The sequence below is a fragment of the Streptomyces graminofaciens genome (genome assembly GCF_030294945.1).
GTDB classification, from domain to species: domain Bacteria; phylum Actinomycetota; class Actinomycetes; order Streptomycetales; family Streptomycetaceae; genus Streptomyces; species Streptomyces graminofaciens.
The window spans coordinates 10,274,979-10,294,320 of record NZ_AP018448.1 but is presented as its reverse complement, the minus strand read 5'-3'; the positions used below and the strand labels follow the sequence as shown (position 1 = coordinate 10,294,320).

General features: G+C 69.6%; 18 protein-coding genes and 7 tRNA genes. 10 read left to right on the top strand and 15 right to left on the bottom strand.

The window, feature by feature from the left end; all coding sequences use genetic code 11:
- Positions 1-21: 21 nt before the first annotated feature.
- Both SGFS_RS45360 and SGFS_RS45355 read right to left on the bottom strand, forming a co-directional pair.
- Positions 22-93: transfer RNA gene (locus SGFS_RS45360), tRNA-Val, on the bottom strand.
- Positions 94-132: 39 nt separating this feature from the next.
- Positions 133-591 (bottom strand): SRPBCC family protein, encoded by a 459-nt coding sequence (locus tag SGFS_RS45355; protein WP_286258362.1) that lies wholly within the window; start codon positions 589-591, stop codon positions 133-135.
- A 102-nt stretch (positions 592-693) separates the two neighbouring features.
- On the opposite strand from SGFS_RS45355, the gene SGFS_RS45350 reads away from it, so the two are divergent.
- Complete coding sequence (locus SGFS_RS45350; RefSeq protein ID WP_286258361.1) at positions 694-3,123, top strand: SCO7613 C-terminal domain-containing membrane protein; 2,430 nt, start codon at positions 694-696, stop codon at positions 3,121-3,123.
- A gap of 114 nt (positions 3,124-3,237) precedes the next feature.
- Here the strand turns inward: SGFS_RS45350 and SGFS_RS45345 are convergent, their stop codons facing one another.
- The 5 genes from SGFS_RS45345 to SGFS_RS45325 all read right to left on the bottom strand — a co-directional run bounded on the left by SGFS_RS45345 (position 3,238) and on the right by SGFS_RS45325 (position 9,892).
- The gene (locus SGFS_RS45345) at positions 3,238-5,985 is read right to left on the bottom strand and encodes an exo-rhamnogalacturonan lyase family protein (protein ID WP_286258360.1); all 2,748 of its coding nucleotides are present in this window, start codon (positions 5,983-5,985) and stop codon (positions 3,238-3,240) included.
- Positions 5,986-6,090: 105 nt separating this feature from the next.
- Positions 6,091-6,693, bottom strand: coding sequence for a hypothetical protein (locus tag SGFS_RS45340; protein ID WP_286258359.1), 603 nt, complete (start codon positions 6,691-6,693; stop codon positions 6,091-6,093).
- A 12-nt stretch (positions 6,694-6,705) separates the two neighbouring features.
- Positions 6,706-7,599: a carbohydrate ABC transporter permease gene (locus SGFS_RS45335; RefSeq protein WP_286258357.1), complete on the bottom strand. Its 894-nt coding sequence runs from the start codon at positions 7,597-7,599 to the stop codon at positions 6,706-6,708.
- Complete coding sequence (locus SGFS_RS45330; protein ID WP_286258356.1) at positions 7,599-8,603, bottom strand: carbohydrate ABC transporter permease; 1,005 nt, start codon at positions 8,601-8,603, stop codon at positions 7,599-7,601. Before SGFS_RS45330 ends, SGFS_RS45335 begins: the two co-directional genes overlap by 1 nt.
- The gene (locus SGFS_RS45325) at positions 8,603-9,892 is read right to left on the bottom strand and encodes an ABC transporter substrate-binding protein (RefSeq protein WP_286258355.1); all 1,290 of its coding nucleotides are present in this window, start codon (positions 9,890-9,892) and stop codon (positions 8,603-8,605) included. Before SGFS_RS45325 ends, SGFS_RS45330 begins: the two co-directional genes overlap by 1 nt.
- Before the next feature lie 654 nt (positions 9,893-10,546).
- On the opposite strand from SGFS_RS45325, the gene SGFS_RS45320 reads away from it, so the two are divergent.
- Entirely contained in the window at positions 10,547-11,152 is a 606-nt protein-coding gene (locus tag SGFS_RS45320) for a hypothetical protein (protein ID WP_286258354.1), read from the top strand.
- A gap of 249 nt (positions 11,153-11,401) precedes the next feature.
- Here the strand turns inward: SGFS_RS45320 and SGFS_RS45315 are convergent.
- A tRNA-Val gene (locus SGFS_RS45315) sits at positions 11,402-11,476 on the bottom strand.
- A 78-nt stretch (positions 11,477-11,554) separates the two neighbouring features.
- Positions 11,555-12,034, bottom strand: a complete 480-nt coding sequence (locus tag SGFS_RS45310) for a TIGR02611 family protein (protein WP_286260380.1) — start codon at positions 12,032-12,034, stop codon at positions 11,555-11,557.
- Positions 12,035-12,225: 191 nt separating this feature from the next.
- Between SGFS_RS45310 and SGFS_RS45305 the strand changes: the two genes are divergently transcribed.
- Both SGFS_RS45305 and SGFS_RS45300 read left to right on the top strand, forming a co-directional pair.
- Positions 12,226-12,639, top strand: coding sequence for an SsgA family sporulation/cell division regulator (locus SGFS_RS45305; RefSeq protein WP_004002642.1), 414 nt, complete (start codon positions 12,226-12,228; stop codon positions 12,637-12,639).
- Between the two features lie 505 nt (positions 12,640-13,144).
- Positions 13,145-13,705: a CGNR zinc finger domain-containing protein gene (locus SGFS_RS45300; protein ID WP_286258351.1), complete on the top strand. Its 561-nt coding sequence runs from the start codon at positions 13,145-13,147 to the stop codon at positions 13,703-13,705.
- Positions 13,706-13,810: 105 nt separating this feature from the next.
- On the opposite strand, the gene SGFS_RS45295 is transcribed toward SGFS_RS45300, so the two are convergent.
- Both SGFS_RS45295 and SGFS_RS45290 read right to left on the bottom strand, forming a co-directional pair.
- On the bottom strand, positions 13,811-13,963 hold the full coding sequence (locus SGFS_RS45295) for a hypothetical protein (protein ID WP_286258349.1): 153 nt from the start codon (positions 13,961-13,963) through the stop codon (positions 13,811-13,813).
- 212 nt (positions 13,964-14,175) lie between these two features.
- Positions 14,176-14,643, bottom strand: coding sequence for a hypothetical protein (locus SGFS_RS45290; protein ID WP_286258347.1), 468 nt, complete (start codon positions 14,641-14,643; stop codon positions 14,176-14,178).
- 208 nt (positions 14,644-14,851) lie between these two features.
- On the opposite strand from SGFS_RS45290, the gene SGFS_RS45285 reads away from it, so the two are divergent.
- The gene (locus tag SGFS_RS45285; RefSeq protein ID WP_286258346.1) at positions 14,852-15,388 is read left to right on the top strand and encodes a DsbA family protein; all 537 of its coding nucleotides are present in this window, start codon (positions 14,852-14,854) and stop codon (positions 15,386-15,388) included.
- A 162-nt stretch (positions 15,389-15,550) separates the two neighbouring features.
- Here SGFS_RS45285 and SGFS_RS45280 read toward each other — a convergent pair whose 3' ends face one another.
- The 3 genes from SGFS_RS45280 to SGFS_RS45270 all read right to left on the bottom strand — a co-directional run bounded on the left by SGFS_RS45280 (position 15,551) and on the right by SGFS_RS45270 (position 18,322).
- Complete coding sequence (locus tag SGFS_RS45280; RefSeq protein WP_286258344.1) at positions 15,551-16,375, bottom strand: GNAT family N-acetyltransferase; 825 nt, start codon at positions 16,373-16,375, stop codon at positions 15,551-15,553.
- A gap of 85 nt (positions 16,376-16,460) precedes the next feature.
- Complete coding sequence (locus SGFS_RS45275; protein WP_286258343.1) at positions 16,461-17,282, bottom strand: aminotransferase class IV; 822 nt, start codon at positions 17,280-17,282, stop codon at positions 16,461-16,463.
- Positions 17,279-18,322 (bottom strand): chorismate-binding protein, encoded by a 1,044-nt coding sequence (locus SGFS_RS45270; RefSeq protein ID WP_286258342.1) that lies wholly within the window; start codon positions 18,320-18,322, stop codon positions 17,279-17,281. Before SGFS_RS45270 ends, SGFS_RS45275 begins: the two co-directional genes overlap by 4 nt.
- A 157-nt stretch (positions 18,323-18,479) precedes the next feature.
- Between SGFS_RS45270 and SGFS_RS45265 the strand changes: the two genes are divergently transcribed.
- From SGFS_RS45265 to SGFS_RS45245, 5 genes are all read left to right on the top strand, one after another.
- A tRNA-Gly gene (locus SGFS_RS45265) sits at positions 18,480-18,552 on the top strand.
- Between the two features lie 39 nt (positions 18,553-18,591).
- Positions 18,592-18,665: transfer RNA gene (locus SGFS_RS45260), tRNA-Cys, on the top strand.
- 1 nt (position 18,666) lies between these two features.
- Positions 18,667-18,738 (top strand) — tRNA-Val (locus SGFS_RS45255).
- Positions 18,739-18,778: 40 nt separating this feature from the next.
- A tRNA-Val gene (locus tag SGFS_RS45250) sits at positions 18,779-18,850 on the top strand.
- A gap of 34 nt (positions 18,851-18,884) precedes the next feature.
- Positions 18,885-18,956, top strand: a tRNA-Val gene (locus tag SGFS_RS45245).
- A 51-nt stretch (positions 18,957-19,007) separates the two neighbouring features.
- On the opposite strand, the gene SGFS_RS45240 is transcribed toward SGFS_RS45245, so the two are convergent.
- Positions 19,008-19,313 (bottom strand): TFIIB-type zinc ribbon-containing protein, encoded by a 306-nt coding sequence (locus SGFS_RS45240; RefSeq protein ID WP_286260378.1) that lies wholly within the window; start codon positions 19,311-19,313, stop codon positions 19,008-19,010.
- Positions 19,314-19,342 lie beyond the last annotated feature (29 nt).

Below are 19,342 nucleotides of genomic sequence, written 5' to 3'. Positions count from 1 at the left end.
GACGGACCGGTTTCTTCCGGGTGGGCGATACTGGGTTCGAACCAGTGACCTCTTCGGTGTGAACGAAGCGCTCTCCCACTGAGCTAATCGCCCGGGAACGCACTGAACAATACAGGTCCCGACGGCTCGGGTTCAAACCGCTTGCCCGTACGCCGCCAGGTGGGCGACGAACCCCCGCCGCCCCGCCCGCATCATCAGCGCGTGATTGGCGCGGAACAGCGGCCGCCCGGGTACGGCGAGCAGTCTCATCAGGGGTTTGCCGACGGTGACCTCCTGGTCGTAGCGGGCGAGGGTGCCGGGCCCGTCGGCGGTGAGTGTCCAGCGCGCCCAGCCGTCCAGGTCGCCGGTCATCTCGATCTCGAGGACACCGGCCGCCGGGTCGCGGCGCGTCTCGCGCGCGGTGAAGGAGAGGCCGTACGGCAGGAACGAGCGGATCCGCAGGACGCCGGTGGTGTCGTCGATCCGGACCACCTCACGCACCTGTGGCCACCAGCGCGGATAGTCCTCCGGCCGCTGGAGCACGTCGTACACGGCGGCGGGTGGCGCGGGCAGGGTCCAGAGCGTGCGGAAGCGGTAGTGACACCAGTCCATGGTCGGATTGTGCCTTTACACAGCCGGTTCGCCCGGGATCTGAGTACGTCCTGAGTACGCGCACTCATGCCCTGCGAAGTGACGCGGACCACACTCCGAAGCATGCCGCATTTTCCGCCACCGGCCGAGGAGTTGCGGCTCCTCGACTTCGAGCTACGGCAACTCGACGCCCGCCGCTCCGTGTTGCTGACCCGGCGCGCCTGGCTGGTCAACGCGCTGCACACGCCTGTCCCGGCGCCCGCCGCGCCGCCGGTGCGACGGGCGGAGGCGACGGCGCCCAGTGTCCAGAACGTGCTGCTGATCCTCGGCGGCGTCCTGCTGACGATCGCGGCGATCGCGTTCACGCTGGTCAGCTGGGGGGACTTGGGGATCGCCGGGCGGGCACTGGTTCTCGGCGCGGTCACCCTGGCCGCGCTCGGCGTGCCCGTCCCGCTGCTGCGGCACGGGCTGCGTTCGACGGCGGAGGCGGTGGCGGGCCTCGGCCTGGCACTGACGGTCCTGGACGCGTACGCCCTGCACGAGGTGACGTTCGCCGGGGCGGACGGCGAGGGGTACACGGCGGCCGCGTCCGCGGTGCTGGCGACGGTGTGGACGGCGTACGGCCTGGCCGTGGGCAGGTCGGTGCCCCCGTCCCCCGACGGCGCCCACCGGCGCACTCCTCTGCGTCTGCCGCTCCCCCTCGCGACGGGAGCCGCCCAACTCCCGCTCCTGCTCTGGGCGTTCGCGGCCGACGCCGGTCCGCACACGGTCACGGCCGTGCTGCTGGTGACCGCGGCGGCCGACACCGCGATCGCGCTCCGGGTGCCGCTGAAGCCGGTACGGATCGTCGCCGCCGTCGGCGCGTTCGGCTGGGGTGCCTGGGGTGTACTGGCGGCCGGGTGGCTCTCGTGGGCCGCCTCCGGCACGGGCGCCGCCGCCCGTGCGGCGGCGCTCCTCGCCCTCGCCGCCGCGATCGCCCTGTCGGCGGCATGGCTCGCTCCGAGGCCGGGCCCGGCCCTGGGTATCGCCCTGACCGGCGGCTTCCTCACGGTCGCGGCCCTCGGCGGAGTCCCCCGCACGGCACTGCCCGACGCGTGGACGGTTCCGGTCCATCTGCTGTTCGGGATCGCGCTGTTGGCAGTCGTCCGCGTGCGGGTGCCCGAGCCCGTACGCCAGGGTCTCGTCCACGCTTCCGTCACCGTGCAGGCCCTCGCGCTGCTCTCCGCCCTGCCCACCGTCCTCCTCGCGCTGGCAGGTCCCCTCGGCTGGGCCGAGCGCGTCTGGTCGGGCGCGCCCGCCGACGCCCGCGCGGCCTTGACACCGGACGCGCCCTGGCCCCCGAACGCCCAGAGCGTGCCTGTCGTGCTCGCCGTCGTCGCCGGTGTGCTGCTCCTTGCCGGGCGGACCGCGTCATGGCGGACCCGGGGCGTGGTGGGCGCGTTGACGCTCGGGTGGGCGACAGCGCTCGTGCTCCCGGCGGTGCTGGAACTGCCGTACGTGGCGGGGTTGGTGGTGCAGGGAGCCGCGGTAGTGGCCTCGCTGGGCTTCGCGGGGTACGTACGACCGGCTGCGCAGCCCGAGGACGCACGGGCGTCCTACGCACCGCTCCCCCTGACCGCCGTCCTCCTGGCCCTGGCCGGGTCCCTGAATCTCGTGCTCGTCTCGCTGGCCTCCGAGCCCGCGACGCCGGCCGTGCTCGGCGCGTCGACCGTGGTGTTCGCGGTGGCAGCCTGGCGCACGGTTGCGGCCCCCTTCACCGCTCCCGCCTCCCTCGTGCATGCCACCGCACTGACCTGCGCCATCGGCGCGTCCGTCGGCTGGGAGCGGCAGCACACGGCCCTGCTCGTCCTGGCCGTTCCGGTCGTCGCCGCGCTGCTCGCGGCGCGCCTCGGGGGCTCCCCCACGACGATCCCGGTCGAGGCGACCGGCGCCGTCGCGGGAGTCCTGGCCATCGGCCTCAGCGCGTTCGACCCGCCCATGCTGGCCCTGACGCTCGCGCTCTGCGGAGTCGTCGCCGCGGGCACGGCCGTCCGGGCCGACCGGCGGAACGTCGGCTACGCGGCAGCCGCGCTCTTCGTGCTGGCCTCCTGGGTGCGCCTGGCGGCGTGGGAGGTCGGGTCCCCGGAGGCGTACACCCTGCCGGTGACCGTCCCCGCCCTGGTCGTCGGTTTCGTACGGCGCCGACGCGACCCGCAGGCCTCGTCCTGGACGGTGTACGGCCCCGGCCTGGCCGCCACGCTGGTGCCGAGCCTCGTCGCGGCCTGGGGTGACGAGCACTGGCTCCGCCCGCTGCTGCTGGGCCTCGCGGCGCTGGCCGTCACCCTCGTGGGTGCCCGGCACCGGCTCCAGGCCCCGCTCCTGCTCGGCGGCGCCGCGCTCGCGCTGGTCACGCTGCACGAACTCGCCCCGTACATCGCCCAGGCCGTGGGCGCGCTCCCCCGCTGGACGCCTCCCGCGCTCGCCGGTCTGGTGCTGCTCGCGGTGGGGGCCACGTACGAGCAGAGGTTGCGTGACGCACGGCGAGTGCGGGACGTGTTCGGCAAGATGACGTGACAGCGCATCTGCAACGCCCTGGCGAGGAGCGCCCGTAAGGGGCGTGGGGCACTGCGACCCGCCACAACGAACCCGCAGTTCCCCACGACGCTCCCCCGCTCCCTCAGCGGAGCGTCACGGCATCTTGTCGCCCACAAGAGCCAGGTTCTGGATGGCCGCGAGGCCGTACAAAGCCGTCGCGTTGGTCGACACCCAGGCCGCCTCGCTGCCCGGTACCAAGCCGGTCGGCCCCTCCACCTTCTTCGTGGACCAGTCCGTGGACTCCTTGTAGTCCCAGGTGTCGGCGCTGTTGTAGAACTGCCGCCACGCCCGAGCCGCCAGCTTGTCGTCGCCCAGTTGGACGGCCGCGTACGCGTCCTGCCGCGAGTGGCCCTGGAAGAGCAGCAGCGAGCCGAAGTTGGAGCCGTAGCGCGCGGCCTGCTCGGCCTTGGTCGCGTTGAAGTAGCGGCAGTAGTCGAGCCACGCCTCCTTGAACTTCGGCATGTCGATCTGGTCGATCAGCTCGGCGCACAGCTCGACCAGGCCGAACATCGCCGACAGGTGCGAGACCCCGACCTTGGCCTCGGTCGCGACGGCGAACTTGCCCGTGTCGAGGTCGTACAGCGCGTTGCCCTGGACGAAGCCGTTGGGCTGGGCGGCGATGGTCTCCATGGTCGACAGGACGCGTGCCTTGGCCTTCTCCCACTTGGGGCCGCGCCGCTCCCACTCGGTGAGCCACGCCGAGACCAGGCCGGACCAGTCGGTGCCGAAGCCGATCGACAGGGCGTTGCGGTCCGGCTCGTACGGCTCGGTGCGGATCTTGCGGATGGGGTCCAGGACGAGGAACGTCTCGTCGGAGTCGACGTTGGCGTGCATGAGGTCGCCGACGCGTTCGTCGGCGGTGAGGAAGTAGTAGTAACGGCGGTACGTGGTGTTGGCGATGCGCTGCTGCTTGGCGCTGTCGGCGTAGTGCTGGACGCCGTGGCGGGTGCCGAGGCCCGCCCATTTGCCGAGGTGATAGACGTCGACCTCACCGGTGTGGCGGGTCATGGCCTCGGCGAAGCGGAAGATGTCGGCGCGGCCCGAGCGCATGTACGCGAACCACAGCCACAGGTCGGGCGAGAGCTCGGAGTTGTCCCAGGCGTAGCCGCCGACGTCGTAGCACCACTGGTGGCGGCTGGGGTCGTAGCTGTGCATGATGTCGCCGTAGTCCCAGAAGCCGTACCAACGGCGCATCTCCACCTGGTCCTTGTAGTAGGTGAAGAGGAAGTCGAGGTGGTCCTCGATCTTCGCCTTGGCGGCGGTGGAACGGTCCGGCTCGGAGAACAGCTTGCCGAAGACGCCGGCCTTGATGAGGTGCTTGGGCGGGGCGGCGAGCTGCGCGGGCGTGCGGACGGCCTCGACCTGCTTGGCCATGTCCTCGGCACTGGGGGTGGACTCGTGGGCCCAGAAGAGGAGTTCGCTGGTGCGGGCGATCCCGTAGGGGGTGCCGAACTCGGGCTCGTAGTCCTCATAGGTGATGTTGAGGCCTTCGAGCTGCTCGGGGTAGGTGTCCTGGCCCATTCCGTCGTGGTAGAAACGCAGGTCCATGGGCTGCGCCTCGGGCGACCAGAGCCAGAGGGTGACCTCTGCGTTGTCGGTGTGGGCGTCGCGGATGTCGAGCTGGGCGGGGAACTTCTCCCAGAAGTCGCGCAGGCCGAAGGCGAAGCCGCCGCTCGCGCCGCCGACGTATCCGAAGCCGCTGGCGCGTCGGCCGCCGCCGGCCGGGATCCAGCCGTGGCCCTTCTTGGTGCGCTTGCGGACGCCGAAGCCGTCTGCGGAGAGCTGGGAGAGCGTGTAGTCGCCCCACTCGGGGATGTACTGGAGGCGGGTCGTCACCCGCTGGTCCCACGTCGACGGGTCGGGCAGCTTCTTGCCCTCGAACTGGGCCGTGCGGACCGCCGTGCCCGGGTCGCGGCGCAGCCCCGTGATGCCCTTGACGGCCTCACGCAGCAGACCGGTGCCCTCGCCGCCGATGCGGATGTGGCGGTCGTACGCGGCGTCGCGCATCGGGACCTTGAAGCGGACGCCGATGCCCCGGATGAAGTCGCCGCCGGCCTTTCCGGGCTCCTGGGTGCCGTCGAAGGTGATGGTGTGCACCATGCGGAACGATTCGGCGCCCGCGTAGAAGTAGAGGCGGATCGAGAAGGGCAGCCAGCTGCGGTCGCCCTTGCGGTGCTTGCCGTCGATGCGGACCACGGCACGCACCGGGCCCTCCTGTTCGACCTCGACCTCGCCGATCACGCTCTCGAAGCGCTCGTACTTGACCGAGCCCTGGTCGCCGTCCTCGATCTCCGGCTGCCGCAGCAGGACGAGGCGGCCGGTGTGGGCGACCTCGGTGGAGCCGCGCAGAACCGACTTCACGAGGGTCGAGCCGCTCTTGCCGATCTTGGCGGTGATGACTCCGGTCGACACGGTGATGGTGCCGCCGCTCTTGTCGACGGTGACCTTCTTCGCGGGCGCGGCGGGGCTGCCCGCGGCGAGGGTGAGCTTGCCGGAGCCGACGCCCGCGCCGACCGCGTGCGCGGTCCACTTCAGGGAGCCGTCGGGCCAGTAGGCGACGGGCCAGGACTGGACGGGGATGTCCTTGCCGCCGGCGTCCGTCAAAGAGAACGACTGTTCCTTCTCATAAGCGCCCTTCGGCCACGGCACGCCCACGGTGGACCCCGGAGCGGCGCCGAGTCCGCCGTCCTCCAGCCAGTCCAGGGTCACCGGGTCCGCGTCCGCCGCCTCGGATCTGGGCGCGGCCTGAGCGGTCGAACTCCCTAGCGCCCAACTGAACTGCGCGGCGGCTCCGGCGACGGCGGCCGCCTTGAGAAGGGACCTGCGGTCGATGGGGGACATGGCCTTTCCTTTCCGTACGGGAAGTCTTGCGTGCGGGATGGTCAGGGGCATGACAGAGAGCTGTGACGCCCGGGAGGCCGGCCTTGCGCGAGGCGTGGCCATAGGTCAGGGGCGGCGCCGGTACCGCTCTTCCACCGCGACGGCGGCCGCCGCGACGGCCCCGAGGACCGGGACCGCCAGCGGCGCGACGAACCAGGCGGAGCAGGCCACGACGACCAGCCCGCCGACGACGAGGAAGGACCCGGCGGGGTCGAGCACGGTCCGCCGCCCGGCCCCGCCGAGCAGCGCCGGCCAGCCGACGCCGGGCTCCCAGACCGCAGCCGCGCGCAGTGCGGCCACGGCGGCGCCGATCAGCGCCAGGATCCCGACGACGCCGACCAACGGACCGCCCGGAACGCCGGCGCGCACTGCTTGGACGTCCACCCATACCGCCGCGAACGCCGCCCAGCCGGCGAGCCCGACGAGCCACCCGCCGCGCACCGCCGCCCGGAAGTCGGCCACGAACTCCCGCCAGCCGCCGCCCTGATGGGTCGCGCGACGGCGCAGATGCCGGGAGCCGGCGGCGAACGCGGCGGGGTACGTCACCAGCGGCAGCGAGGCCACCGCGATCCACACGCCGGTGAGCAGACACTCGGCAAACAGCGCGAACCGCTCGGCGAGCAGTGACTCCCCACGGGGTTCGGCGGCCTTCACCTGGGCCCGGGCCATGATCAGCTCACCTCAGCCCTTCAGGCCCGACGTGGCCATACCGTCGATCAGGTACCGCTGGAAGGCCAGGAAGAAGGCCAGCACCGGCAGCAGGGCGACCAGCGACATGGCGATCATTCCGCCGTAGTTGGCCACGGCGTCCTGGTCCACGAACATCTTCAGGCCGAGCGAGACCGTGTACTTGTCGGGCGTATTCACATAGATCAGCGGGCCCATGAAGTCGTTCCAGGCGTTGATGAAGGTGAAGATCGCGCTGGTGATGAGCGCGGGCCGGCACAGCGGCAGCACGATCGACCAGTAGATCCGGAAGTGGCCGCAGCCGTCGAGCCGGGCCGCCTCGTCGAGTTCCTTGGGCAGGTTCCGCATGAACTGCACCATCAGGAAGACGAAGAACGCCTCCGTGGCCAGGTATTTCGGGAGCAGGAGTGGGGTGTAGGTGTCGATCGCGCCCATGTTGCGGAACAGCACGTACTGCGGGATGAGAAGCACGTGGTACGGCAGCAGGAGCGTGCCGATCATCAGCGTGAACAGCAGGTTCCGGCCCGCGAACCTGATCTTCGCGAAGGCGTACGCCGTCAGTGAGCAGGAGACCAGGATGCCGATCACGGAGCCGACGGCGAGTGTCAGCGAGTTGACGAAGAACGTGGAGATCGGGATGTCGGCGATGCCGTCGCTGAGCCGGGTGTAGTTCGCGACGATCGGGTCGGTCGGGAACAGGTCCAGACTGCCGACGATGTCCTCGCTCTTCTTGAACGAGCCGCCGACGACCCAGATCACCGGATAGAGGATCACCGCCAGGACCGCGAGGGACCCGAGGTGCCAGGCGACGGCACCGGGCAGTCCGCGCCGGAGGGCACCGGCCTTCGTGGACGGGGCCGGGCTGATCTCGGTGGCCTGTGCGCTCATCAGGCACCCTCCTCGTAGTGCACCCAGCGCTTCTGGGACCAGAACAGCACCGCCGTCACCAGGGCGACCGCGACGAGCAGCATCCAGGCCATCGCGGAGGCCAGACCCATCCGGCTGTTCTCGAAGCCCTGAACGTAGAGATAACAGGTGTAGACCATCGAACCGTCGGCAGGACCACAGGAGTTGCCTCCGGCACCGCCGCCGACGATGTACGCCGAGCTGAAGATCTGGAAGGAGTGGATGGTCTCAAGCAGGACGTTGAAGAAGAGGACCGGCGAGATCATCGGCAGGGTGATGTTCCAGAACCGCCGCAGCTTGCCCGCCCCGTCGACCTCGGCCGCCTCGTACAGCTCGCGCGGCACCTGCTTCAGCCCGGCCAGGAAGATGACCATGGGTGCGCCGAACTGCCAGACGGTGAGCGCCACCAGGCTGTAGATGATCAGGTCCGGGTCGCCGGACCAGCCGCCGACATCCACCCCGAACAGTTTCTGCGTACGGTCGACGACCGCGTCGTCCGAGAAGATCGCCTTCCATACGATCGCGATGGAGACGCTCGCCCCGATCAGCGACGGCGCGTAGAAGGCGGCCCGGTAGAAGGCCTGGCCGCGCCGCTTCTGGGCCAGCAGCAGCGCCACACCGAGCGCCGCGAGCAGCTTCAGCGGCGTACCGACGACGACGTACCAGAGCGTGACCTGCACCGAATGGCGCCAGCGCGGGTCGGCGAACATCTCGGAGAAGTTGTCGAGCCCGATCCACTTGGGTGGGTCGAACAGGTTGTAGTCGGTGAAGGCGAAGTAGAGCGAGGCGATCATCGGGCCCGCTGTCAGCAGCAGGAAACCGGCGATCCACGGAGACATGAAGAGATAACCGGCCAGGGTCTCCCGCCGGCCCCGCCGCTTGAGGGCGGCGGGGCGCGGGGAGTCGACCGGACCGTGCCGCGGCTCGGAGCGCTCGTCCTTGGACAGGCTCTCCGTCGCAGGGGCGTGTGTCACGGTGGTTCCCATCAGCTGCCGAGAGCCGTCTTCGACTCGGTGAAGAACTGCTTGACGGCGTCGTCCACCGAGCGCTTGCCCATGGCCAGTTCCTCACCGATGCGCAGGAACGCGGCCTCGCAGATGTCGGCGCCGTTCGGGTGCGGGGTGATGGGCTCCAGCACGCCCGCCTCGACGAGGGACTCCTCGTACGCGGCGATCGCCTTGTTGACCTCGTCGGTCGGCGTGAACGCGTCGTACTGGGCCTGGGTCGCGGGTACGCCGCGGTCGTAGCCCATGATCTTGGCGACCTCGGGCTCGTGCACCATGAAGTCGATGAACTGCGCGACCTCCTTGGGGTGCTGGGTCCGCTTGGAGGCGCTCAGCATGAGCGAGCCGAGGTACTGGCCGGTCTTCTTCCCGTCCGTGGTCGGGATGGGCGCCAGGCGGTACTCGCTCTTGCCCTCGGAGGAGTAGCGGAGGGTGAAGTTGTCCCAGGTGAACTCACCACCGGCGAGCTCAGCGGAGACCGCCGACTTGGGCTTGATCTGGGCGACCTTCTTGGGGTCGGCGTAGAGACCCTCCTCCAGGCCCTTCTCCGCCTTCGACCACCACTGCTTCAGATCCGCCTCGGTGAAGCCGAGCGAGTCCTCGGTGAAGAACGCCTTGCCGTTCTGGCGGAGGTAGAGGTCGTAGAGGTACATGACCCCGTACATGCCGCTGTCGCCGGCCCGGCCCGTCTTGTCGCGGATCTTCTTCATCGCCGCGTCGAAGTCGTCCCAGGTCCAGCCCTGTTCCGGCTTGACGCCGGCCTTGGTGTAGACGGGCTGGTCGATCACCAGGGACATGGAGTTGGAACCGACCGGAACCCCGAGGAGCTTGCCGTCGATCTCACCGAACTTGTCGAGTCCGGCCCGGAATCCCTCCATCGAGAGATTGCCCGCCTTCACCTGCTCACTGAGATCGAGCAGAACATTCTTCGCGTCGTATTTCCGAAGGAATCCAATGGCATTCTGGAAGACGTCCGGCGGATTGCCGCCCGAGGCCTGGGTGTTGAACTTCTTCCAGAAGTCGGTGTACGGCTGGAAGTCGGTCTTCACCTTGATCTTCGGGTACTTCTTCTCGAAAAGGGCGATGGTCTTCTTGATTTTCTCCGCACGGTCCTCGGCACCCCACCACGCGTAACGGATCGTCACCGTGCCGTCCGCGGAATCACTCCCGCCGCCGCAGGCCGTGGCCGTGGCCCCCAGACCCGCGACGGCCAGGGACGCCCCGGCCGCCTTGAGGATCGTTCGCCTCTCAACGTTCCTGTTTTGCTGCATGGTTGAGCCTCCCCGCGACGCTGCGTCCCGCGCCATGAATCGTTTCAAGTAAGCGCTTGCTGGCACAAGCTACGGAGCCCCGCAGGAGACGTCAATGATTCGGACAGGATTTACTCGCACGCGAAGAGGCAGCCGGGCGGGCCGCGAGGGCCGTGTCGTGACGGATGGTCAAGTAAACGCCCAGGTAGAAGAGTTGCCGCCGACGGAACGGCCGCGACGACGACCTGGAGACTCGGTCGGGGCGGGGCCGAAAGCGCCACGGGGCGGACAGGCCCCCGCCATGCGCCGCGATCAGGTCGCGGACGGCGCCAACCGTGGCGGGTGAGGTGCGCGCTCCGACCTGGCGCTCGTCCACCTTCGCGCCGACCTCACGCGAGGCGTGGACGGCGGTTCGGGAGGACGCCGGGACGAAGACGACGCCCTCGCCACCGTCGAAGCGTGGAGAACTCCATGATCCACGGAGGCCGTGTCCGTCCGGTTCCGGGAGAACGCCACCAGCGACCGACTCAGGATCAGGTGATCGGCCGATACCCCAAAGGGCACTGCCCTTTGGGCCACTATCCGCCTGATCCGACCTCTGAAACGATCCGGCTCGGGCTCGACTCGACGAGCTTCGCATCGCTTCGATTCCCGAATGGGCCGAAAGGAAACCTCATGCGTAGGACATTAGGCCTGACCCTGGCCACCGTCGCTGCCGTCGGCAGCCTTGCCGTCACCACTCCCGCGTCCGCCGCGCCCGTCGCGCCGGTCACCGCCGTGACGGCGCCGGTTGCGCCCGCCGCTCCCGCCACCGACGTCTCGGCGGCGGGGTCTCGTCTGCTCTACAAGTACAACTTCCAGATCGTGAAGCGAAAGACGAAGGCAGGCGCCGAGAAGAAGGCGTACAACGCCCTGAAGAACTGCTTCGGCGGCTGCACCTTCCCGGTCAAGGGCGCCGCGAAGAAGCTGCCCACACGCGACGGCACGACCATGAACCTGACGGCGTGCTTCGCGGATCCCTTTGGCTGCAAGAAGGCCCCGGTCAAGGTCTACCGCGGCGGCGTCAAGTACGGCTGGCACTTCATCGCGAAGAAGGGCCACTTCGACGGCACGGGCTCCCGGATCTACTTCACCATCTACCGCAAGCACGGGTATCTGTACCTCGGTGTCCGCGCCTACGTCACCAAGCCGACCATACCGGACGGGCTGAACAAGAACACCGCCAACAGGACGTGGGGGACGTTCGCCGCCAACATCGGCCACAAGATGGGCAGCAGCTGAGAGGCCTTGCCTGATGTGTGCCCATGCACCCGGGCACACTCCTGATGAACTTCGTAGCTGGGTCCTGCAGTAAGCAGTCCCATCACTTCAAGCAGTTCAAGCAGTTCGAGCAGTTCGAGCTGTGAATGGCCAGCGCGACATGAGCAGGCGGCAGACGGCCGGGTTCAAGCGGGGGGTGCGCCCGGAAAGCGACCCACCATGACGAAAACGACCCGGCCCACGGTTTCCGTGGGCCGGGTCACCATCGGGTGGTGGGCGATACTGGGTTCGAACCAGTGACCTCTTCGGTGTGAACGAAGCGCTCTCCCACTGAGCTAATCGCCCGGATGCAGGAAGAACATTACCCCATGTCAGAGGGTGCCTCCGACCACGCCCCGGATGCCCCGTGCGACCCGGCGGGATTCACTGGTCCTTGATGTTCCAGGGCATCTCGAAGCCGAACTTCCAGACGTAGAAACCGACGAGGGCGGCCACGATCACCAGGCCGATCGTCGTCAGAATGATGTTGCGACGCCGGACTCTGGGGTCGAGCGCGCGCTGCGTGGCCTCGGTGACCTTCCGCTTGGTCCAGCGCAGCACCAGCTGCGCCCAGACGAATTCCGTCGCCCAGATCGCCATACCGCCGAAGATCACGACCCAGCCGGGGCCGGGCAGCGGCAGCATGATCACGCCCGCCACGACCACCGCGAGCCCGACGATGAAGATGACCACCTGCCAGCTCAGGTGCAGCATCCGCCGCGCCTTGATGAATTCCGGCGCACGGGATCCGAGCGGTGCTTCGTCTTTGGCCACATCGGCCTCGCTGTTCGCTACGTTTGTCTCACACTTCGTTCCATCGGCCGCCAAGGCGACCTCCCCCGTTCCGTTACTCCCCGTATCCATACGGCCAAACCCTACCGGAGAGAAACCGGTCACCGGAATGGTCGTACCCGGCGAAGGCGGTCTCGGCCGGATGAGCTACCAAAAGCGACGCAAAACACTCAGAGGGGTTTACAACGGCACCGTAGGTGGCATGTCGATTTCGCCGACGTGCGAATCCCCGAGCGCACACTGAGCGAAAGGCCTTGGCGCTTATGAACACCACGGTCAGCTGCGAGCTGCACCTGCGCCTCGTTGTGTCGAGCGAGTCCTCACTGCCTGTTCCCGCAGGACTGCGGTATGACACGGCCGATCCCTACGCCGTGCACGCAACCTTCCACACCGGAGCCGAGGAAACCGTCGAGTGGGTGTTCGCCCGCGACCTCCTCGCCGAGGGCCTGCATCGGCCCACCGGCACCGGCGACGTCCGCGTCTGGCCGTCGCGCAGTCACGGTCAGGGCGTCGTCTGCATCGCCCTGAGCTCACCGGAAGGCGAAGCCCTGCTGGAGGCCCCGGCGCGGGCCCTGGAGTCGTTCCTGAAGCGGACGGACGCAGCCGTGCCGCCCGGCACGGAACACCGGCACTTCGATCTCGATCAGGAACTCTCACACATCCTGGCGGAGAGCTAGGGACACCCCACAGAGCCGCCCGGCGCCGTCCACTCGGGGAGACGGCTCGGGCCAAGACAACTGCATACGGCATACACCGGCGCCGTCGCCGCGGACTCCCGCGCGACGGCGCCGGTGCGTCATGCCCGAGTTACGGGCGTGGTCGCGCGTCGGGCCGAAGAGCGCGCACATCGGTGTCGGTACGTCGCGCCGGTGCGCGCTGCCAAGCCACTCTCCCCTGCGGCCCGGCAGCGCGGCACAGCCAAGGGTCCCTGGCCCCCACCCCACCCTCCCCCCTCCGCTCCCCGCTCCCCGCTCCCCGCCTCATCCCGCACTCCCGCCCGGCACCCCCGCCCCTTCGCCCCCCTTCGCCCCTCCCCGCCGCACCCGGTGGCGAATTCCGACCTTGACAGCCCTCCGGGCACGTCTCCCACCGGTCCGCGACGGCCGGTCACCCCGCCGAACCACTACCATCGGCCAGCATCGGCGGGCGCCCGCCCGACCCCCGCAGGCCAGGGAGCGAAACGTGCTGATCACCCACGACACCCGGTGTGCTCTCGACACCGTGGTGGATCTGGTGAACACCGCGCCGGAGAACGACACGGTGGCGGACGGGCTCGCGGATGTCGCGGCGCTCGCCGAATTCGTAGGAAAGAACAAGGTCAGTGACGTCGGTGCGCTGTCCGAACTCGATCTCGCGGCCGTCCGCAGGGTTCGCGGCCGGTTCGCCGAGGTCTTCACCGCACCCGACCCGGCCTCGGCCGCCATGGTCATCAACGACCTGATCGCCGCGGCCGGCACCACGCCCCGGCTCACCAACCACGACGGCTACGACTGGCATGTGCACTACTTCGCCCCCGGCGCGTCCGTCGCCGACCATCTCGCGGCCGACTGCGGCATGGCCCTCTCCTTCTTCGTGGTCGCCGGGGAGCAGGAACGACTGCGCCGCTGCGAGGCCCCCGACTGCCGCCGCGCCTTCGTCGACCTCTCCCGCAACCGCTCCCGCCGCTACTGCGACAGCCGCACCTGCGGCAACCGCTTGCATGTCGCCGCCTACCGGGCGCGCCGCAAGGAAGCAGCAGGCTGACCCCGAGGGACCGAGATCCCGCACTCGGACGCCAGCGGCAACAGTGCGCGCACGCCGGGACTGACGGAGCCCTCGGCGGGTGGCGCCAGGGGCTCCGTCTACGGCTCAGAGCATCAGCAGATCGTGCAGTGACGCCATGAGCAGCAGGCAGCCGATTACCGCAAGGAAGATCATCAGCGGTGGCTGGGAGAGCGCGAAGAGACAACCTCGTCGCTCCTCGGGCGGGGCGACGGGGTCGCTCTGTGTTGTTTCCAGCATCTCGCGGCGATGATGACGCAGGAGGCACCCTCGGCGCGATCAACAGACCCGGAATGACGGGGTGTTCGCCAATATCCATAACGTCCGGAGCGAACGTGATCACTTCCGCGTCGTCGCCCGACCCACTGTGTCGTTTCAGTCGGACGGGGCAGCCGGTCGCGTCCGTCGCTCGGGTCAGCCTGTCGCACGCCCGGAGGTCATTTCCCGGGCGGTCATATCCCGTGCTTCTTCAGGATCGCCTCGATGTCGCTGAAGTCGTCCGCGGCCGAGGCACCGGAGGCCTTGCCCGCACCGGTCGCTCCGGGCGCGGCCGAGGAGCGAGGCGCCGGGCGGGACGCCTGGCCCCGGGAGGGCGCCGAGGCCGCGGGGGCTATCGCCTCGGGCAGGCCGGACTTGGCCGCCTTGCGGTCCTTGCCGGTCCCCACACTGCGCCGCTCCACCGCTCGCGTGGTCATGAACAGGAACCAGGCGGCGCCGAGCACACCGAAGCCGGCCCAGGCCACCGGGCTGAAGGCGGTCTCCGCCACCCATTCGACGATCCCGGTCATGACCAGACCGAGGGGCACGAGCGCATAGGCGGCGATGCGCGTCGCCTTGAGGAAGCGCTTGCGGTAGGCCGTGATCGCGGCGATGCCGAGGCCGGCCGCGGCGACGGCGGAACAGACGGTCTCGGCAATCATCCGGTCCTCCAGGAATTGCTCAGAGCTGGCTCGGTCGGTGCGATCGGTACGATCGGTGTGGTCGGCACGGTCGTTCGTCACTTCCATCCTGCACCGCCGCCCGTCCGATATGCCATGGTCGAGGGAGACCTCAGGGAGATCTCCGGGGCGTCTCGGGGTCGTGGCCCGGGTTGGGCCGTCGCGGACCCCGGCTGGAAGACTGATCCCCATGAGCGACTCCTCCCCCGCACAGCCCTCCGCGACTCTGCCCGCCACCGTCGTCCTGGACGTCTGGTGCGAACTCCAGTGCCCCGACTGCCGCAGCGCCCTCGTCGACATCCGCGCATTGCGCGAGCGCTACGGCGACCGGCTCGACGTACGACTTCGGCACTTCCCGCTGGAGAAGCACAAGCACGCGTTCGCCGCAGCGCAGGCCGCCGAGGAGGCCGCGGAGCAGGGCAGGTCGTGGCCCTATGTCGATGCCGTGCTGGGCCGGGTCGAGGAGCTGGACCGCAAGGGGGAGGCGTTTCTGGTGGAGGTGGCCGGTGAACTCGGGCTGGACGCAGAGGAGTTCGACACCGCGCTGATCGACGGCCGGCACATCCTGATCGTCGACGCCGACCAGGCCGAGGGCAAGGCGATCGGCGTGACCGGCACCCCCACGTACGTCATCGGCGGCGAGCGCCTCGACGGCGGCAAAAGCCAGGCGGGGCTGCGCGAGCGCATCGAGGAGATCGCCGACCGGCTGCTCGCCGAGACGGCGTGACACCCGAGGGCCACCAGCCGTTCCGGGCACCTCGTCGGCCCTCGGACCGGCTCCCACGGACCGGCTCCCACGGACCGGCTCCCACGGAGCGGCTCCCTCCGACCGGCTCCCTCCGACCGAGCATCGACCTTCTTCGCCCTCGAATCGGGGCCCCGCCATCCTTCAGATCAACTGCTTGTACAGGTGATGGTTGACCGTCTCGTACCCGAGTGACTCGTAGAGCCGCTCGGCCGGGGTGTTCCCCGCGAAGACGTTGAGGACGATGTCGGGTTTTCCGGCGGCCAGCGCCTGGGCTTCGGCCAGCAGCATGAGTGTGCGGCCGTGGCCGCGGCCCCGGTGTGCGGCCTCCGTCTCCACGTCGCACACGAAGGCGCTCTCGCCGGCCAGCCCGAGCCACAGGGCGCCGACTCGCGTTCCCTCGTGTTCCAGCACGCTGAGCACCATGTGCTCGGTGGCCGGGCCGTCGGGCAGCTGCCCCTCGTAGTCGCGCAGGGCCTTCGCGCGCGCATCCGCCTCGGGCACCCCGCGGGTGACCCAGTCCTGCACGTAGCCCTCACGGCCGTTCTCGGCCCACGGACCGAACTCGGCCTGCGTAAGGGGCCGGGCCCTGCTGCCCTCGGGCAGCGCGGGCGGGGTGGGGCCGAGGGACTTGCGCATGCCCCGGTTGCGCAGGACGTAGCCGAGCGTGTGGGTCAGCCTCAGGGCGGCCTCGGCGTCGCGCGGGACGCTGGTCTCGATCCGCCGGCAGCCCCAGCCTCGGGCGACCTCCTCCGCGGCGAGCGCGGCGATCGTGGCCCGGCCTCGCCGCCGGTCCGGTTCCTCGATGCGCAGGTCCAGGATCCGGGCCACCGACTCCCCGAAGGCCGGATAGGTACCGAGCCTTATCGAGCCCACAGGGCGGCTGTTCACGCACACCTGGTAGCGGCGCGAACGCGCCCCGTCCTCGTCCTGCTGAAGCGGCTCGCTGGGCCGCAGGGTCGTGGTCATCAGGGGTGTTGTACCCGCCTGAGCCGCGCCAGTCAGCCGAATATCGGCAACAGTTGCGGACAGCGGCCCTCGCGGGCGAGGCTCGTCACGGGTCCAGGTCGTCCCCGGCCCGCTCGTCGAAGGCCCGCATCGCCTTCGCCGTCACCGGGCCCGGCGTGCCGGACAGTTCGCGGGTGTCGACGCGGTGGACGGCCTGTACGTCGCGCAGGGTGGAGGTCAGAAAGAGCTCGTCGGCGCTCTCCAGGACGTCGAGCGGCAGGTCGGTCTCCCGGGCGCCCGTCCACTCGACGACGAGCGCGCGCGTGATGCCCGCGAGGCAGCCGGAGGCGACCGGCGGGGTGTGGATCTCCCCGTCGAGGACGACGAAGACGTTGGAGCCCGTCCCCTCGCACAACTGCCCCACGGTGTTGGCGAACAGCGCCTCGCTCGCGCCCTGTTCGTGGGCCCGGGCGAGGGCGACGACGTTCTCGGCGTACGAGGTGGTCTTCAGACCGGTGAGGGCGCCGCGCTCGTTGCGGGTCCACGGGACGGTGATCACGGCGGTGGAGTCGGCGCGCCGGGTGGTCTCACCGAGGGCGACGACGAGGGTCGGGCCGTGATCGCCACGGTCGGAGCCGAGCGGGGAGACTCCGCCGGTGTAGGTGATGCGCAGGCGCCCGAGGGCCATCGGGTTGGCGTCCAGGACTGCGGCGCAGGCGTGGCGCACCTCGTCGAGGTCCGGCTCGGGCAGACCGAGGCCGCGGGCCGAGCGGGCCAGCCGGTCGAGGTGGCGGGTCAGCGCGAACAGCCGCCCGTGGACGGCCTTGACGGTCTCGAAGATGCCGTCGCCCACGGTCAGCCCGTGGTCCAGGACGGAGACACGGGCAAATTCGATGTCCTGCAGGCCGCCGTCGAGCCAGATCTTCACGGAAGGGTCCTCCCATTCGCCTCGTACGTTCCCGACGCTACCGCGAGCAGTCGCGCGGCCTTCAGCTCGGTCTCCCGCCACTCCGCCTCGGGGTCCGATCCCCAGGTGATGCCCGCTCCCGTGCCGAAGCGGAGCTCGCCCGCCGGCCGGTCGATCCAGAAGGTACGGATACCGACGGCCAGCTCTCCGGTGCCTCGGTCGGCGTCGACCCAGCCGATGCCTCCGCAGTACGGGCCGCGCGGTGCCGTCTCCAGGGCGTCGATGATCCGCATCGCGCTGGACTTCGGGGCGCCGGTGACGGAGCCGGGTGGGAAACCGGCGGCGAGCAGCTCCGGCCAGCCGGCGTCCTCGCGCAGTTCGCCACGCACGGTGGAGACCAGGTGGACAAGGCCCGGGTGCTTCTCGACGACGCACAGATCGGGCACGGTCACGGTGCCGGTGGCGCAGACCCGCCCGATGTCGTTGCGGACCAGGTCCACGATCATCACGTTCTCGGCGTAGTCCTTCTCCAGGAGGTCCGCCTCGGTGCGCCCGGTGCCCTTGATCGGTCCGGACTCGACGACACGGCCGTTGAGCCGCAGGAAGAGCTCGGGGGACGCGGTGGCGATCTCCACCCCGTGCCCCGGCAGGCGAATCGTTCCGGCAAACGGTGCCGGGTTGCCCCGGGCGAGCAGCGCGGTCAGCGCGTCCACGTCGGCGTCGGGCGCCACGGGCGCGGACAGCACCCGGCAGAGGTTGGCCTGGTAGACCTCGCCCGCGGCGATGAGCTCGCGGATACGGCGTACGCCCTCGGTGTACGCGGCACGGTCGAGGGAAGACGTCCAGTCGTCGGCGGCCGGGCCGTGCCACCTCCCCGGCACCGGCGCGGGCACCCGTTCCTGACGTACGTCGCTGAAGCGCGCGCAGACCACGCCGCCCTCGAAGTCGGCGCGGACGGCCCAGAAACCGGACGAGTCCAGGGCGGCGGGATCGCTGGTCACGTCGGTGAGACCGGTGGCCACGAGGCTGCCGAAGCGGGCGAGCGGAGAGAGGTCGAGCACGTCGTCGAGTCTAGGACGGGCACCCCGCACTCGGCTCTGACCAGGTCCTGGAGCGGACGCACCGCAGCACGCTGCGCAAACGCGTTTTTGTGCTGGCCCCGGAATCCGCTAGAGTTCAACACGTCGCCGGGACGCGGAAGCGAAACCGAAACGACAAGCGGACGTAGCTCAGTTGGTAGAGCGCAACCTTGCCAAGGTTGAGGTCGCGAGTTCGAGCCTCGTCGTCCGCTCGAAGAAGCAAGGGGATCTTCCCGAACCCCTACACTCCTGGTGGAGTGGCCGAGAGGCGAGGCAACGGCCTGCAAAGCCGTCTACACGGGTTCAAATCCCGTCTCCACCTCCAAGGACGATTAGCTCAGCGGGAGAGCGCTTCCCTGACACGGAAGAGGTCACTGGTTCAATCCCAGTATCGTCCACTGAGGCCTTCGGGCCTCTGGAGCCGCAAGGTTTCGACTCGCGCGATTAGCTCAGCGGGAGAGCGCTTCCCTGACACGGAAGAGGTCACTGGTTCAATCCCAGTATCGCGCACGCAAGATCCACAGCCCGCAGGTTGTGATCCCGAGGACGATTAGCTCAGCGGGAGAGCGCTTCCCTGACACGGAAGAGGTCACTGGTTCAATCCCAGTATCGTCCACACACACCGGAGCCCCCGGCCGTCTCGTACGGCCGGGGGCTTCCGCTTGGGTCAGCTGGAGAACAGCATGTGGCCGAAGCTCCGGTTGTGGTGGCCTCCGTGGTGGCCGTGTCCCCCGTGGTGACCGCCGTGCGGGGCACCCCAGGCGGGAGCGGCGTGGCCTCCGCCCGACGGGTACTGCGGAGCGGCCGGCGGCGGCGGAACGGCCGGGCCGCCACCCCACTGGGACTCCAGACGCGTCAGCGCCTCCAGCTCGCCGTAGTCGAGGAAGATCCCGCGGCAGCCACTGCACTGCTCGATCTGGACGCCATTGCGGTTGTAGGTGTGCATCGGCGCATGGCACTTCGGACACTGCATGTGCATGGTTCGGCTCAACTCCTCGCCGT

Bases quoted from the DNA above. Each gene is read 5' to 3' on its own strand.
- SGFS_RS45355 (WP_286258362.1), bottom strand. From the start codon at position 591: ATGGACTGGTGTCACTACCGCTTCCGCACGCTCTGGACCCTGCCCGCG.
- SGFS_RS45350 (WP_286258361.1), top strand. From the start codon at position 694: ATGCCGCATTTTCCGCCACCGGCCGAGGAGTTGCGGCTCCTCGACTTC.
- SGFS_RS45345 (WP_286258360.1), bottom strand. From the start codon at position 5,985: ATGTCCCCCATCGACCGCAGGTCCCTTCTCAAGGCGGCCGCCGTCGCC.
- SGFS_RS45340 (WP_286258359.1), bottom strand. From the start codon at position 6,693: ATGGCCCGGGCCCAGGTGAAGGCCGCCGAACCCCGTGGGGAGTCACTG.
- SGFS_RS45335 (WP_286258357.1), bottom strand. From the start codon at position 7,599: ATGAGCGCACAGGCCACCGAGATCAGCCCGGCCCCGTCCACGAAGGCC.
- SGFS_RS45330 (WP_286258356.1), bottom strand. From the start codon at position 8,603: ATGGGAACCACCGTGACACACGCCCCTGCGACGGAGAGCCTGTCCAAG.
- SGFS_RS45325 (WP_286258355.1), bottom strand. From the start codon at position 9,892: ATGCAGCAAAACAGGAACGTTGAGAGGCGAACGATCCTCAAGGCGGCC.
- SGFS_RS45320 (WP_286258354.1), top strand. From the start codon at position 10,547: ATGCGTAGGACATTAGGCCTGACCCTGGCCACCGTCGCTGCCGTCGGC.
- SGFS_RS45310 (WP_286260380.1), bottom strand. From the start codon at position 12,034: ATGGATACGGGGAGTAACGGAACGGGGGAGGTCGCCTTGGCGGCCGAT.
- SGFS_RS45305 (WP_004002642.1), top strand. From the start codon at position 12,226: ATGAACACCACGGTCAGCTGCGAGCTGCACCTGCGCCTCGTTGTGTCG.
- SGFS_RS45295 (WP_286258349.1), bottom strand. From the start codon at position 13,963: ATGCTGGAAACAACACAGAGCGACCCCGTCGCCCCGCCCGAGGAGCGA.
- SGFS_RS45290 (WP_286258347.1), bottom strand. From the start codon at position 14,643: ATGATTGCCGAGACCGTCTGTTCCGCCGTCGCCGCGGCCGGCCTCGGC.
- SGFS_RS45285 (WP_286258346.1), top strand. From the start codon at position 14,852: ATGAGCGACTCCTCCCCCGCACAGCCCTCCGCGACTCTGCCCGCCACC.
- SGFS_RS45280 (WP_286258344.1), bottom strand. From the start codon at position 16,375: ATGACCACGACCCTGCGGCCCAGCGAGCCGCTTCAGCAGGACGAGGAC.
- SGFS_RS45240 (WP_286260378.1), bottom strand. From the start codon at position 19,313: ATGCAGTGTCCGAAGTGCCATGCGCCGATGCACACCTACAACCGCAAT.